Here is a 13214-nt window from a genome sequence, read left to right as displayed (position 1 = left end):
GTGAGCACATGTCCTTCGACAACGCCTACGAGGCCATCACGGAGTCCAGCGACGCGCGGTGGGCCTTCGGCACCGGTTTCACCGACCCGCTGTCCGGTGTGGACACCACGGTGCCGTCCGACGTGGACGCGGCGGAACTCGCCGAGTACTGCCTCATGCTCGGAGACGACGCGCTGATTCTCTCGCACCGGCTGCAGGAGTGGTGCACCAACGCACCCGAGCTGGAGGACGAGGTCGCGATCGCCAACATCGCGCTGGACCTGCTCGGCCAGGCGCGTTTGCTGCTCACCCGGGCCGGGGCGGCGGAGGAGACCGCGACGGGACGCGGACGCGGTGAGGACGAGCTCGCGTTCTTCCGGCCGGAGCACGAGTTCCGCAACGTGCGACTGGCCGAGCTGCCCCGCGGTGACTTCGGCGAGCTGATCGCCCGGCTGCTCGTGTTCTCCACCTGGCGGCTCGCGGTGTTCCAGCGGCTGTGCACGTCGCGCGATCCGGTACTCGCGGCCGTGGCGGCGAAAGCGGTCAAGGAACTGACCTACCACCGCGACTACGCGGCCCAGTGGGCCGTGCGACTCGGCGACGGCACGGACGTCTCCCACGAGCGGATGCGGGAGGGACTGGCGGCCGTGTGGCCGTACGTCGACGAGCTGTTCACCGCCCACGACGCCGAACGCCGCCTCGCCGACGCCGATGTCGGGGTCGACCCGGCGCAGGCGCGGGCGGAGTTCGACGACGTGCTGGCGCAGGTGCTGCACGCCGCGACGCTCGACGCGCCCGAGGTCGCGGGACTGCCGGGGGTCTCGGGCCACGCCGGTCGGCACGGCGTGCACACCGAGGCGTTCGGCTACCTGCTGGCGGAGTTGCAGAGCGTCGCCCGAACCCACCCGGACGCGACATGGTGACCGCGACGCGCACCGCCCGCGCGGTGGCGGAGACGGTGACCGACCCCGAGCTGCCGATGCTCACGCTGGCCGACCTCGGGGTCCTGCGAGAGGTGTGGGAGGACGGCGGCCGGGTGGTCGTGTCGATCACGCCGACCTACACCGGCTGCCCCGCCATGGACACCATGCGCGACGACCTCGTGCACGCGCTGACCGAGGCGGGCTTCACCGACGTCGAGGTGCGCACCGTGCTGCACCCGGCGTGGTCGTCGGACTGGATCACCCAGGAGGGGCGCCGCAAGCTCGCCGAGGCCGGGATCGCGCCGCCCGGTTCCGTGCCCCGGCGGTCGGGGCCGATCCCGCTCACCCTCACGCCGCCCGTGTCCCGCGTGCGCTGCCCGCAATGCGGGTCGACCGACACCGCCGAGGTGTCGCGCTTCAGCGCCACCGCGTGCAAGGCGCTGCGTCGGTGCCGCACCTGCCACGAACCGTTCGAACACGTCAAGGAGATCTGAGTTGACGTCGACCGCAAGCACGACGCCCCGGCTGCGCGGGCAGTTCCACACCCTCACCGTCTCCGACGTCACGAGGCTGTGCGACGACGCGGCGGCCATCACCTTCGACGTGCCCGACGCCGTGGCCGAGGACTTCGCGTTCCGGGCGGGCCAGTCGCTGACGCTGCGGCGCACGATCGACGGGCGCGACGAGCGGCGCTCGTACTCGATCTGTGCGGCGGAGGGCTCGTCCCTGCGCATCGGCGTGCGCGAGGTGCCCGACGGCCTGTTCTCCACCTGGCTCGTCCGGCACGTCCGTCCCGGCGACGAGATCGAGGTCGGCACACCCACGGGAAGCTTCAGCCCCGATCCGACGACTCCCGGACACCACGTGTTGATCGCAGCGGGCTCGGGCATCACGCCGATGCTGTCGATCGCGGCGACCGTGCTGCACGATCCGGCGTCCACGGTGACGCTGTTGTACGGCAACCGGCGCACCGACACGGTGATGTTCGCCGACGAGCTGTCCGACCTCAAGGACCGCTACCTCGACCGGTTCGAACTCGTGCACGTGCTCTCGCGCGAGCCGAGGGAGGCGGACCTCTTCACGGGACGGCTCGGCCCCGACAAGCTCGCCGCGTTGCGACCGGTGCTGGGAGACATCGCGGCGACCGACCACTGGTGGCTGTGCGGGCCGTTCGAGCTCGTGACCACCGTGCGGCAGCACCTGCTCGACGCCGGGGTGCCCGCCGACCGAGTCCACCAGGAGCTGTTCTTCGTCGAGGACACGCCACCCGCTCCCGTACGGCACGAGGACCCGGCCGTCGCGGGACTCACCAGTGACGTGACCGTGGTGCTCGACGGGCGGTCGACGACGGTGGCGTTGTCCCGTGACGTCTCCCTGCTGGAGGGCGCGCAGCGGGTTCGTCCGGACCTGCCCTTCGCCTGCAAGGGCGGGGTGTGCGGGACGTGCCGGGCCAAGGTCACCGACGGGAAGGCGGACATGCGCCGCAACTTCGCGCTGGAGGAGTCCGAGGTGGAGGACGGCTTCGTGCTCACCTGCCAGTCGCTGCCCGTGTCCGAGACCCTGGTCGTCGACTACGACGCCTGAGCGGATCGGGCGGGCGTCACTCGCCGACCCGCAGGACGCCCTGGTCGCCGTCGACTGCCACAACCGCGAAGACCTGCCCGTTGAGGTTCAGGCTGTGGCCCTCCGTCCCGGCACCGGAGACGTTCCACCCGTTGCCCTCGCCGTCCCGCGATCCCGCGGAGACCTCGATGGTGTCGTCGCGCACGACGACCTCGACGGCCCCGAGCTCCGGGTGGTCGAACGTGTCCCCCGTCGTGACCCGGACTTCGCAGGCGCCGTCGGAGCACGCGGACAGGTCCGTGCCGTCGGCGGCGTCGGGCAACCCGCCTCCGCACGCTGTCAGGGCGAGCGCGGGAAGCAGCGAGAGCAGCATTCGGTGGTGACGCTTCGCGGATTCGCTCACCCGCCGATCGTACGGAGACGCGGCCGGTGGGGCAGGACCGTTGGCCGGAACCTGCCACCCCGCCGGCTGTCGCGTGTCGCGGGCCCGCCGACTCAGGCGACGTCGGCTGGTGCTTCGGCGTCGGCTGCGGTGTCGAGGCGACCCGTCCGCAGCGCCCACCGCTCGAACACGACCGAGCCGAACGGCGGGATGCTGCCCACCAGCGCGAGGATCGTGGTGCGCGCATCCCAGCGCAGCGGTGTGCGGACCCAGAAGCACACCAGGACGTAGGCGACGAAGACGGCGCCGTGGATCGGACCGAAGATCTTCACGCCGATGTCGTTGCCGACGACGACGTACTTGAAGAACATGCCGATCAGCAGGCCGGTCCACGACAGGGCCTCGGCCAGTGCGAGGAGACGAAAACGGCCGGTCGGGGTACTGAGCACCGGAGGCGCTCCCTTCGTCGGGGGAATGGTCCCCATTGTGAAGTAACCGACCCGTGGGTCACGCGCGGGTATCCCGTGTCAGGCACGTTCCAGCGTCTCCCGGCTCACCGCGCCTGGTCGTCGTCACGCCGTGGTCGCGGTTCGATGGTCGCCCCGGCTCGCTTGCGTCGCCGAACGGCGAGGACCACGAACAGCACGAGACACACCGCACCAGGCCCCATGTGCACCAACAGAACACCGAAGAGGCTCGGCCCGCCCCAGTCGTTCCGGTAGGTCGCGGGATCCGACATGTCGATGTCGAACGGCTCCATCGCCGCGCGTGGTGTGGGGCGAGATCGGCCCGGAGGGGCCCGGCCGAAGGCCATGATCCGTTTGAGACGACCCGAGCACGGGCATCCCCGCGCTCGGGGAGAGGCGGGGAGGAAGCACGGTGAGGCACGGACGCGTTCGGAAACGGTACCCGGGCCGAGGTCGATGCCGGGGGCGGGTGCGGCGATGAGCCGGCCTGAGCACACCACGACGCGCGGGCACGACGCGGTGCGCACTGCGGCCCTGCTCCTCGCCGTGGTTCTGCAGACGGTGGCCGGAGCGCTGGGCGGTAGCGGTGCTCTGGGCGAATCGGTGGGAACGGTCGCGAACTCCTATCCCACGCTGGTCCAGCCCGGTGGGGCGGCGTTCTCGATCTGGAGCCTCATCTACGTACTGAGTCTCGTGCTGGCGGTCCGTGCCGCGCTGCCCCGACAGCGGCGCCGGGACGTGCACCGGCGCGTCGGGTGGTGGCTGGCCGCCGCCGGTGTCCTGAACGCGCTGTGGATCGTGGTCTTCACCCAGCGGTGGACGGTGGTCGCGCAGGTCGTGATCATCGCGTTGTTGCTGGTGCTCTACGCGGCGCTGGTGCGGTTGCGGGACCATCCGGCCACGGGGTGGGCCGACCGGTTGTTCCTGCACACACCCGTCGGCATCTACACGGGCTGGGTCACCGTGGCGACCGTGGCCGGTGCGGCGAGCACCGGGGTGGCGCTCGGTTTTACACCGGCCTCGCCCGTGGCCGTCGCTCTCGGCACGGCAGCCCTGGCGGGCACCACCTGGGTGGCGGTGCTGACGGCGCTGCGCGTGCGCCCGGCCGCGGGCTACGTCGCCGCGGTCGCGTGGGCTTTCGCCTGGATCGCGGTCGCCACCGCGTCGTGGCTGGTGGCCGTGGTGGCCGTCGCGGGAGCGCTGACGGTGGTTCTCACGGCCACCCGCTCGCTGTGGCGCGCGGACGACCGCGCGCGATTCGCGTGGGGGTGAGGCGGCGTGCTCGGTCCTCGACCCCCACGCCGCAGCCAGGGAAGGGTGCGTCACTCGCAGGCGACGCCGTCGCCGTCCCGGTCGAGTTTGCGGGAGTAGCCCGGTTCACCCGCATAGAGCGGTGCCGCTCCGGCCGCGCGGGCGGCATCGCAGTTCGGGTAGTAGGCGACGCCGCCACCGGAGTCGTCGCCCTCGCTCGGGTCCGGCGCCGGACGCGGAGCTGGTTCAGGATCCGGGTCGGGCTTGGGGGCGGGTTTCGGTTGGGGCTTCGGCTCGGGGTTCGGCTCCGGTTCGGGTTCGGTCGTCGGGGAGGATGTCTCCGTGTCCGACGACTCCGCACCGCAGGGCGGGTCGGCCCAGATGCCGATCTCGCGCTCGGACGCCCGGGCCTCCGCTTCGCGGATGTCCGTGGCCTGTTCGAGCCGGCTCTCCCCCGCGTCGTAGTGCGCCATCCCGGCGCGCGCCTGTTGCACCGACACGTCACCGTCGACGAAGTGGGTCTCCTCGACGTAGCGCAGCAGGTATCCAGAGGGGTCGATGTCGGGTCGGCTCGGGTCGGCGGTCAGCGTGACGGGCGCGGAGCCGATCAGCCGTTTCAACTCGTCCCGTGATTCCGCGAAGCACGGCTCGCCCCGGTCGGGCGCGTCGATACCGAGCACGCGTACTCGACGGGCGTCGGCCAGGATCAGGGTGTCCCCACTCAGGACTCGGTGCACGCCCACGCCGTCGCCCGCGCCGGAACCGCTTCCGGCGGCAGGGGAGTCGCCGGTGTCCGCGTCGGCCTTCGCATCACTGCCACCGTCCTGCGCCAGGTTCTGCATCGCGTCCGTATCGGCTGCCCTGGCGAGGACCCCGATCACCAGGACCCACGCGACCCCGACGACCGCGAGGAAGACTTTCCGGTCGGCGAGCTGCGCGATCCAACGGCGTTTGACGAACAGCGCGACGGGCACGCCGATCAGCACGATCACGAGTAGGAAATCGATCATCGAGTACCTCGATCCGAACGGGGTGAACAGGTGTCACCGACCCGAAGCTCCGCCGCGGCGTGCGTGACGCGACTGCCGTCCGGGTTCACCCGATCGTGGGTATCGGGGTGCTCGATCCCGGCACGGCATGGACCGTCCGGGCGGGGATGGTTGGGCTGTTCAGGTAGTGCTCGTCCGCGTTCCGTCCAGCCTTCCGGGCGCCCTGCCGATGGGGTGGGAGGTCGCCGCGGCCGAGTGAGGGGTGAGGGTCATGCCGCACGTCGTGTACTACGTGAGCGGGCATCCGGACGACGTGTTGCTCTTCAAGGGGGAGATGCTGCACGGCGACCTGCACTGGCCCGACGTGAAGGTCGTCAACGTCGTGACCACCGCCGGGGACGCGGGCCGGGTCGACGACTGGTGGTGGGCTCGTGAGCACGGCTTCGTGGACGCGTTCCGCGTGGCCACGGACGAAGACTTCGAGCCGGACACCGTGTCGGTGAACGGGCATGAGCTCCTGCGCTACGGCGCCGGCGTGTGGACGAGCTACTTCCTGCGCCTGCCCGACGGCAACGTCGACGGCGGCGGGTTCCCGGCGACCGGGCACCAGAGCCTGTCCCGGTTGCGTGACGGTGACGTCGACGGCCTCGACAGCGTGCCCACGCGGGGTCTGCCGTCGGAGCACTACTCCTCGTGGGCCGACGTGGTCGACACGCTCCGGGAGATCCTCGCGCGGGAACGTGACGGCGCCACCAACGCGCATCCGTGGCTCAACTGCCCCGACCCCGACCGGAGTCTCAACCCCGGCGACCATCCGGACCACTACGCCACCGCCGACGCGGTGGCCGAGTTCGCGGCCGAGGACGGTTACAACCGCGCGTGGTGGGTGTCCTACGACACCGCCAACCGGGCGCCGAACCTGTCCGGGACGGCGTTGGCGAACAAGCGTCGGCTCTACTACGACGGCTACGTCGACCTGGTCGGGAGGGTGATGGGTTCGACGCCGCCGGAGGCCGATCCGGAATGGGATCGCTGGGGCGCCAAGGACTACTGGCGCGAGGACGTGGCCGGGTAGCTCGCGGCTCGCCCGCCGCCGGAAGGGCTCGGACGCGTTCCCCAGGCCGCGCACAGCACGGCGACGAGGAGGAACCCGGTCCCGACGGCGGGGACGGTGGCCGAGCCGTGCTGGTCGAAGAGCCGGCCGCCGACGGCGGCGCCGACCGCGCTGCCCCCGTACAGCCCGCTGATGCCGAGTGCCATGGCGAGCATCGGCTGTGCCGGTGCCGCACGCAGGACGGCCGCCTGCATGACCGGACTCAGCCCCCAGGCGAACAGCGACCATGCTCCGATGAGGAGGAACGTCGCCGCCCCCAACGTTTGCGTTCCCGACAGGTGGAGCGCGACGAGCCCCAGGGCGAGGCAGTGTCCGCCCAGGACGGCTCCGGTGGCCCATCGGGGGGCCAGTCGGTCGCTGAGGAACCCGCCGAGGACGACCGCGGCCACGCCCACCACGCCGACGACGACCAGGACCACGGTGACGGTGTTCGCCGTGGCCGCGACTCGGTCGGTGAGGATCGCTCCGAGGTAGTTGTAGAAGGCGAGGCCTCCCGCGCCGGACAGGAACATGGCGGTGACCAGCGACAGCACCCGGGGATCGCGAAGCGGGGCCAGGCGAGAGCGCAGGCCGGTGACCGTCCCTCCGGGGACCGTGGGAGCCATCAGGGAGGCGAGCACGCCGACGATCACGGCGACGGCGGCGATGAGGGCGAACGTCACGCGCCACGAGGTCACCGTGCCGACGAACGCGCCGAACGGCACACCGGTGAACAGGGCGACCGTGAGCCCGGCGGTGACGATCGCGAGGTAGCGGCCACTGCGCCCCTCCGGAGCGGCGGTGCCCGCGATGGCCAGACAGGTCGGTGAGACGACGGCGGCCGCGAGTCCCGCCACGACCCGCAGCACCAGGGTGATCGTGAAGTCGTCGCTGATCGCCACGGCCGCGTTGGCCAGCGCGAACACGCCCAGGCCCGCGACGAGAAGGGTCTTGCGGTCGACGCGGTCGGTGATCACCGCGAGAACCGGTGCGCCCACGGCGAACGCGAGGCCGAACGCGGTCACCAACTGTCCTGCCGTGCCGGGTGAGACCCGGAGGTCGTCCGCCACCGCCGGCAGTATGCCCGCGATCACGAACTCGTCGGTACCGAGGGCGAGCATGCCCACGAACAGGGTCGGCAACCAGGCCGGGTGTCGGGCGCGCACGTTTCTCCTATGTTCGTCGAACATCGAACAAGTGGGTGCAATGTAGTCTGCCCGCATGGCTTCCGCAACACATCCGGACCTGGAGGCGGTGGACCTGCCGACCGTGCTCGCCGCTCTGGCCGATCCCGTTCGGCTCGGTCTCGTGCGGTTCCTCAGCGACGGTGAGGAACGCGGTTGGGGGCAGTTGGACGTCCCGGTCGCGAAGTCGACGCTCAGCTATCACCTCAAGGTGCTGAGGTCGGCGGGGATCACGCGGACGCGGGAGGAGGGCACCCGCTGTTTCGTGCGGCTCCGCGACACCGAGCTGGAGCAGCGGTTCCCCGGCCTGCTGAGCAGCGTGGTCGGTCTGGCGTCGTCGGACGGTCGAGTGGTGCGAGTCGGACTGCGCACCGAGTGAGGACGAGTGACCGGGGAGTCTGGGGGAACATCGTGATCGACCTGATCGACACCGACCGGGTCCGGGGTTGTCTGCTCGCCGGGGCCGCGGGCGATGCGTTGGGTGCTCCCGTCGAGTTCGACTCCTGGAGCAGGATCGAACACGACTTCGGCTCGCGCGGCATCACCGGCTACACCGCGCAGCGCGGCTTCGGGTTCGGCGCGATCACCGACGACACGCAGATGACGTTGTTCACGCTGGAGGGGCTGCTGCGCGCCCGCGAGCGGGGTACCGATCCCGTGGACGAGGTCCGGACCGCCTATCTCGACTGGTTCGCCACCCAGGGTGGGGACGTGCCGCACCGGACCGGCGAGCTCGTCCACGACCGACGCCTGCACGCGCGCCGTGCACCGGGTCTCACCTGCCTGTCCGCGCTGGAGGCCCTCGCCGTGGGGAAGGCCGCGGTCAACGACTCCAAGGGCTGTGGTGGCGTCATGCGGGTCGCTCCGGTGGCCCTCGTGGCGGAGCCCGGGGCGCCGGACTGGGCGATCTTCACCCTCGCCGCGGAACTCGCACGGCTCACCCACCACCACCCGTCCGGGTTCCTCCCCGCCGGGGTCCTCGCGGTCATGGTGCGCGCGCTGCTGGGGACCGCATCGGTCGAGCAGGCGCTCGACGCGGGTCTCACCTCGTTGCGCGAGAACGCCGGTGCGGAGGAGCGTGCGGAGACGGAGCGGGCGTTGCACGACGCGGTGGCGTCGGCCCGTGGGGGAACACCCCCTCCCGGTCGGATCGAGCAGCACCTCGGCGGTGGCTGGACCGGTGAGTCCGCCCTCGCCATCGCGGTGTGCGCGGCGTTGTGCGCGTCGGATCTGCGCGACGGCGTGCGCGTCGCGGTGAACCACTCCGGCGACTCGGACTCCACCGGCGCCATCGCGGGCAACCTGCTGGGCGCGCGCGACGGCGTCGCGGCGATCCCGCCGGAATGGCTCGACCGGCTGGAATGCCGCGACCTCGTCGAGAAGCTGGCCGAGCAGGTCGCCCGCGTGCGCGGTCGAGCTGCACTCAGGGGATGCTCGGGGCCGGGCCCAGGGTGTTGAGCAGGTCCACGACCGTCTTCTCCTCGTACTCGAAGTGAGCTTCGAGGTCGCCGGCCAGCCGCTCCAGGTCGGCGCGGAGGCGAGTCGGGTCGGTCTGTCCCGGCACGTAGTCCTGCACGAGTCGTGCGATCTTTTTGTGCAGCTCCGCGACGACCTCGTGTTCCTCTCCGAGTCTGGTCAGCTCGGGCTCGATCTCGGGATACCGGGAGGCCAGCATCGGGAACGCACCCCGGTCCTCCCCGGTGTGGTGCTCCTCAAGGGCACCGCAGAATTCGAGACAGTGCTGCCGTAGCTGCTGTGCCAGGTCACCGGGCAGCCTGTGCACAGGCCCCGCGCCGTCGTTCTCGACGAGCTCGTCCATCTGCGCGCGCAGGTGTGCGAGTTCCGCGCGCAACCAGTCGTGACTCTCGACGAGGAAGTCGCCCAGGCCTCGGGCCCGCTCCTGCGCGTCAGACACCGGCGCCCACCCGGGTGAAGGTGACGACGGGAATCGTTCGCGAGGTCCTGGCCTGGTACTCGCCCATGCCCGGAGCCTGCTCGACCACCCGGGCGAAGAGCGCGTCGCGTTCCTCGCCCTCGGGGATCGTCGCGATCGCCCGGTACGTGTCGGTCCCGGTCTCCACGGTGACGTCCGGGTTGTTCCTGACGTTGTGGTACCAGGCGGGGTTGGTGTCCGAGCCCATCGCCGAGGCCACGACCAGCGGTCGGCCGTCGACCTCGAAGTACCCGAGCAGGGATTCCCTGCGGCGCCCGCTCTTCGCTCCGATGGTGGTGAGCACGCACAGCGTCCACCCCTCGAACATTCCGCCGAGCTTGCCGTCGTTCTGCCGGAATTCCTCGATGATGTCGCGCTGGGACGCGGCGATGTCGAATCCTGAGTGGTCCGTGTCTTCCTCGGTCAATGCGGTCCTTTCGTAAAAGCGAGCACAGTGGAGGGAAAGCACAGTGTGACCGGACACGACGAAGCCCCGCAGGCCGATGACGCAGAAGGGGTAACACACCGGGAACCGGAATGCCGAAAGCCATGCGGGACACGACAGCCGTGTCCTGATCACTGATGGCTGAGAGAGTGAGAACCTCCATGCGTAGGCCCATCCGGGGCGCGAAGGCAGATTAACAACAGCGTCCCCTTCCCCGCAACCACCACGATTCCCGGCCCGGGAAGGCAGCGGCTCGGCGATACTGTGAGGTCGCGACACATCCTGCTTCGAAGGACGGTATGGGCGAGTATTCCGAGGCTGCCGAACGACTCACCTCTTTCGGTACACAACTGCTCGAGGTGCACATCTGGCTGCGGGAGATGTTGGAGGACCTGCAGGACCACATCGACGACTATGTCGCCGGCAAAGGCCTGCCACCCAGGGATCTGCGGGCCCACTGCCTGTCGTTCTGCACGGCACTGAGCCGGCACCACACGGGCGAGGACAAGAACGCCTTCCCCGTCATCGCCGAGCGGTTTCCCGAACTGCGCACGGTGCTGTCGGATCTGCGCACCGACCACAACCAGCTGGACTGGTTGCTGAACAGGTTGCAGAACCTGCTCGACGGGCTGCCCGCCGAGCCGGATCCGTCCACTGCCGCGACGGTCCGCGAGGAGGTCGAGGCACTGTCGGCGATCATGCAGACGCACTTCCTCTACGAGGAGAAGAAGCTGTTCTCCGTCCTCAACTCGATGGACGTGCCCGAGTGGCGCGAGAATCGCCCGAGTTTCCTGGAGATCGACGACGACTGAAACGGCGACCTCACGTTTCGGTGTCGGCGACATCGAAAAGCAACGGAACCGGTGCACGGTTTTTGGCATCCTACGAAGACGCACACGCGTGATCGGTCCACCCGGGCTCCGGGAGACGGAGACGCCATGAACAGGCACGGAACGCGGCGACGGTGGCGACAGGCGTGCGCGGTCGGACTGGTGCTGGCGGTCGTGCTCACCGGGTGCGGCAGAAAGCACGACAGGGACTCCGACCGCGGCCGGTCTGTTCCAGGTGACCCGGGTCGGCACGAGCAGTGCGCAGTGCAGCACCGGAGCGGGCCACACGTCGTTGAGCTACGACAGCGCGTCGGGGGAGCGGACGACGCTCTGCCTGGAACGCGTGTGGGTGCCGCGGTTCTGTGTGCTCGCCACGGGCGACGGCGCGGGCGGGGTCGCGTCGCTCGGCACCGCCACCGCGGTGGACTGCGACGCGGACCGCATCCCCGTGGAGTACGACTACGTGCTCGTCGTCGCGGCCGTGTACCGGGCACCGGCGAACGCCACGTCCGCCGACTGCCGCGAGGGCCCGTACGACTCGCGGACGTACTGGTCGTTGCTGGTCGACGAGGGCGCCGTGCTGGTGTGTTTCACGACCACCGGTTGATTCGTCGGCGGTGTCGGTCGCGTTGCTACCGCTGTTCGACGGGGGACGCCGTCGCGTAGACGTCCAGGAGTCGTCGTTGCGCGTCGGCGAGAGCCACCCGCACGGCTCCCAACGCGACGGCGTCGTCGCCGAGGCGGGAGAGCGCCAGTCGGGGCATGACGAGTGCGCGTCGGGTCAGGTGCCGCCGCATCCCGGCGAGCACCGCATCGCCGGCGAGTGTGATGGTGCCACCGAGGATGACCAGTTCCGGATCGATCGCCGACACGAAGGAGGCCAGCCCGCGCGCCAGCCGGTCACAGGCCTCGTCGAGCACCTGCAGCGCCCGCGGGTCGCCGCCGTCCGCGGCGCGCAGGACCGCAGCGGCATCCGGGCTCGCGTCCCCGAGGTCGTGTGCCCGGCGCAGAATCCAGTCGGTGCCGACCGCCGATTCCAACGGACCGAGCCCGTCGGCCTGCACGCCCTGCGGTTCGGTGTCGAGCTCCACGAACCCGATCTCGCCCGCCGCTCCGTGCGCGCCACGGTGCAACTGGCCGTTCACCAGGATCGCCGCCCCCACGCGGACACCCCACTGCACGAGAATCAGATCGTCGGCGTCGTCGCCCGCGCCTTGCCACCGTTCGGCCAGGACGGCGAGGTTGACGTCGTTCTCGGTGTGCACGGGGCAGGGGGCGATACGCGAGAGCAGGCTGCCGAGTTCCAGCGAGTCCCAACCGGGGACGGACGGCGCCTGCAGGACGGCTCCACGCCGGTCGACTATCCCCGGCGTCCCGATGCCCACCGCGGCGAGCGACGACCTCGGCACCGGCACGGCGTCCAGCACGCGTTGCATGGTGTCCTCGACCCGGCCGAGCAATACTGCCGGCGTGTCCGATTCGGTGACCTCACGACGTATTTGCGAAACGACGGTTCCATTGAGGTCGGCGACCGCGCAGTGAATTTTGTGCGGTCCGACGTCGACACCGAGAACGTGCCGGGCGTCCGCACGGAATCGCAGGACACGGGCCGGTCTGCCCATGCGCGGTGATCCGACGTCGGCGGCCTCCGTCTCCTCGACCCAACCGTCGGCCATCAGCGTGGAAATCGCTGCGCTGACCGTGGGACGCGACAAGCCGGTGGCGCGCATGAGGTCCGTGACGCGCGCTGTTTCCGTGGCACGGAGGGCGGTGAGTACGGCCGCGCAATTCATTTGCCGTAGCACCTGCGGTCCACTGCCGAATTCGAAGTGTGCCACCACAGCCCCTTGACACCGGCAACCGGTCGCAACATAGTGATCGCGGTAGATAGTGAGGAAGCTTTCCTTACTAAGTCTACGCGGCGTTCCACCCGGCTGTCACCGGCAGACGACCGTGGGGATCGCCTGATGCACGGTCAGCACTGCGCACTATCGATGACGTCGTCGGACGTGATCCGACGACCACGGACATCGTTTTCGGTGACCACTGGAGGCGGTGTCGCGGCGGATCGTCCGCCGCCGTCAAGTCCGCGACCTCGACCCTCGATCCCGGCAGCAAGCCAGTTCTTTTCCCGGCTCCGTACGACAGAAAGTCAGCACGGTGATCAATTAGGTA

At 70.2% G+C, this 13214-nt stretch carries 17 protein-coding genes; 9 read left to right on the top strand and 8 right to left on the bottom strand.

From position 1 onward, the window contains the following. Positions 1–8 precede the first annotated feature (8 nt). Genes paaC through paaE form a run of 3 tightly spaced genes read left to right on the top strand, consistent with a single transcriptional unit; the run spans position 9 to position 2486 of the window. The gene (gene paaC / locus SACAZDRAFT_RS06570) at positions 9–902 is read left to right on the top strand and encodes a 1,2-phenylacetyl-CoA epoxidase subunit PaaC (protein ID WP_005439906.1); all 894 of its coding nucleotides are present in this window, start codon (positions 9–11) and stop codon (positions 900–902) included. Further along, positions 896–1396 (top strand): 1,2-phenylacetyl-CoA epoxidase subunit PaaD, encoded by a 501-nt coding sequence (paaD, locus tag SACAZDRAFT_RS06565; RefSeq protein WP_005439904.1) that lies wholly within the window; start codon positions 896–898, stop codon positions 1394–1396. The genes paaC and paaD overlap by 7 nt, the downstream gene beginning before the upstream one ends. Before the next feature lies 1 nt (position 1397). Next, the gene (gene paaE, locus SACAZDRAFT_RS06560; RefSeq protein ID WP_005439902.1) at positions 1398–2486 is read left to right on the top strand and encodes a 1,2-phenylacetyl-CoA epoxidase subunit PaaE; all 1089 of its coding nucleotides are present in this window, start codon (positions 1398–1400) and stop codon (positions 2484–2486) included. 16 nt (positions 2487–2502) lie between these two features. Here paaE and SACAZDRAFT_RS06555 read toward each other — a convergent pair whose 3' ends face one another. The 3 genes from SACAZDRAFT_RS06555 to SACAZDRAFT_RS06545 all read right to left on the bottom strand — a co-directional run bounded on the left by SACAZDRAFT_RS06555 (position 2503) and on the right by SACAZDRAFT_RS06545 (position 3607). Continuing rightward, the gene (locus SACAZDRAFT_RS06555) at positions 2503–2868 is read right to left on the bottom strand and encodes a hypothetical protein (RefSeq protein ID WP_232286374.1); all 366 of its coding nucleotides are present in this window, start codon (positions 2866–2868) and stop codon (positions 2503–2505) included. Between the two features lie 92 nt (positions 2869–2960). Beyond that, a complete protein-coding gene (locus SACAZDRAFT_RS06550; RefSeq protein ID WP_005439898.1) occupies positions 2961–3296 on the bottom strand; it encodes a DUF3817 domain-containing protein in 336 nt (111 codons plus the stop codon). 104 nt (positions 3297–3400) lie between these two features. Beyond that, positions 3401–3607 (bottom strand): hypothetical protein, encoded by a 207-nt coding sequence (locus SACAZDRAFT_RS06545; protein ID WP_005439896.1) that lies wholly within the window; start codon positions 3605–3607, stop codon positions 3401–3403. Between the two features lie 184 nt (positions 3608–3791). On the opposite strand from SACAZDRAFT_RS06545, the gene SACAZDRAFT_RS06540 reads away from it, so the two are divergent. Beyond that, on the top strand, positions 3792–4586 hold the full coding sequence (locus SACAZDRAFT_RS06540) for a tryptophan-rich sensory protein (RefSeq protein ID WP_157606939.1): 795 nt from the start codon (positions 3792–3794) through the stop codon (positions 4584–4586). Between the two features lie 50 nt (positions 4587–4636). On the opposite strand, the gene SACAZDRAFT_RS06535 is transcribed toward SACAZDRAFT_RS06540, so the two are convergent. Then, positions 4637–5575, bottom strand: coding sequence for an excalibur calcium-binding domain-containing protein (locus SACAZDRAFT_RS06535; protein ID WP_005439894.1), 939 nt, complete (start codon positions 5573–5575; stop codon positions 4637–4639). A gap of 250 nt (positions 5576–5825) precedes the next feature. On the opposite strand from SACAZDRAFT_RS06535, the gene SACAZDRAFT_RS06530 reads away from it, so the two are divergent. Further along, on the top strand, positions 5826–6629 hold the full coding sequence (locus tag SACAZDRAFT_RS06530) for a PIG-L family deacetylase (RefSeq protein WP_005439892.1): 804 nt from the start codon (positions 5826–5828) through the stop codon (positions 6627–6629). Here SACAZDRAFT_RS06530 and SACAZDRAFT_RS06525 read toward each other — a convergent pair. After that, a complete protein-coding gene (locus SACAZDRAFT_RS06525) occupies positions 6602–7813 on the bottom strand; it encodes an MFS transporter (RefSeq protein WP_005439891.1) in 1212 nt (403 codons plus the stop codon). The two genes, SACAZDRAFT_RS06530 and SACAZDRAFT_RS06525, sit on opposite strands and share 28 nt — an antisense overlap. A gap of 55 nt (positions 7814–7868) precedes the next feature. Here SACAZDRAFT_RS06525 and SACAZDRAFT_RS06520 point away from each other — a divergent pair, with 55 nt between their 5' ends. Next, on the top strand, positions 7869–8210 hold the full coding sequence (locus SACAZDRAFT_RS06520) for an ArsR/SmtB family transcription factor (RefSeq protein WP_005439890.1): 342 nt from the start codon (positions 7869–7871) through the stop codon (positions 8208–8210). 32 nt (positions 8211–8242) lie between these two features. Beyond that, positions 8243–9289, top strand: a complete 1047-nt coding sequence (locus SACAZDRAFT_RS06515) for an ADP-ribosylglycohydrolase family protein (protein WP_232286373.1) — start codon at positions 8243–8245, stop codon at positions 9287–9289. On the opposite strand, the gene SACAZDRAFT_RS06510 is transcribed toward SACAZDRAFT_RS06515, so the two are convergent. Together SACAZDRAFT_RS06510 and SACAZDRAFT_RS06505 are read right to left on the bottom strand one after the other, a co-directional pair. After that, positions 9255–9746, bottom strand: a complete 492-nt coding sequence (locus tag SACAZDRAFT_RS06510) for a hemerythrin domain-containing protein (protein WP_005439888.1) — start codon at positions 9744–9746, stop codon at positions 9255–9257. The two genes, SACAZDRAFT_RS06515 and SACAZDRAFT_RS06510, sit on opposite strands and share 35 nt — an antisense overlap. Then, on the bottom strand, positions 9739–10191 hold the full coding sequence (locus tag SACAZDRAFT_RS06505) for a nitroreductase/quinone reductase family protein (RefSeq protein WP_005446518.1): 453 nt from the start codon (positions 10189–10191) through the stop codon (positions 9739–9741). Before SACAZDRAFT_RS06505 ends, SACAZDRAFT_RS06510 begins: the two co-directional genes overlap by 8 nt. A gap of 317 nt (positions 10192–10508) precedes the next feature. Here SACAZDRAFT_RS06505 and SACAZDRAFT_RS06500 point away from each other — a divergent pair, with 317 nt between their 5' ends. Further along, positions 10509–11021: a hemerythrin domain-containing protein gene (locus SACAZDRAFT_RS06500; RefSeq protein ID WP_005439886.1), complete on the top strand. Its 513-nt coding sequence runs from the start codon at positions 10509–10511 to the stop codon at positions 11019–11021. A 253-nt stretch (positions 11022–11274) separates the two neighbouring features. Beyond that, positions 11275–11646 (top strand): hypothetical protein, encoded by a 372-nt coding sequence (locus SACAZDRAFT_RS06495; protein WP_005439885.1) that lies wholly within the window; start codon positions 11275–11277, stop codon positions 11644–11646. Between the two features lie 25 nt (positions 11647–11671). Here the strand turns inward: SACAZDRAFT_RS06495 and SACAZDRAFT_RS06490 are convergent, their stop codons facing one another. Next, complete coding sequence (locus tag SACAZDRAFT_RS06490) at positions 11672–12769, bottom strand: ROK family transcriptional regulator (RefSeq protein ID WP_232286372.1); 1098 nt, start codon at positions 12767–12769, stop codon at positions 11672–11674. Between the last annotated feature and the right edge of the window lie 445 nt (positions 12770–13214).

It is taken from the genome of Saccharomonospora azurea NA-128 (genome assembly GCF_000231055.2).
Classification (GTDB): domain Bacteria; phylum Actinomycetota; class Actinomycetes; order Mycobacteriales; family Pseudonocardiaceae; genus Saccharomonospora; species Saccharomonospora azurea.
This window is presented reverse-complemented; position numbering and strand designations above follow the sequence as displayed.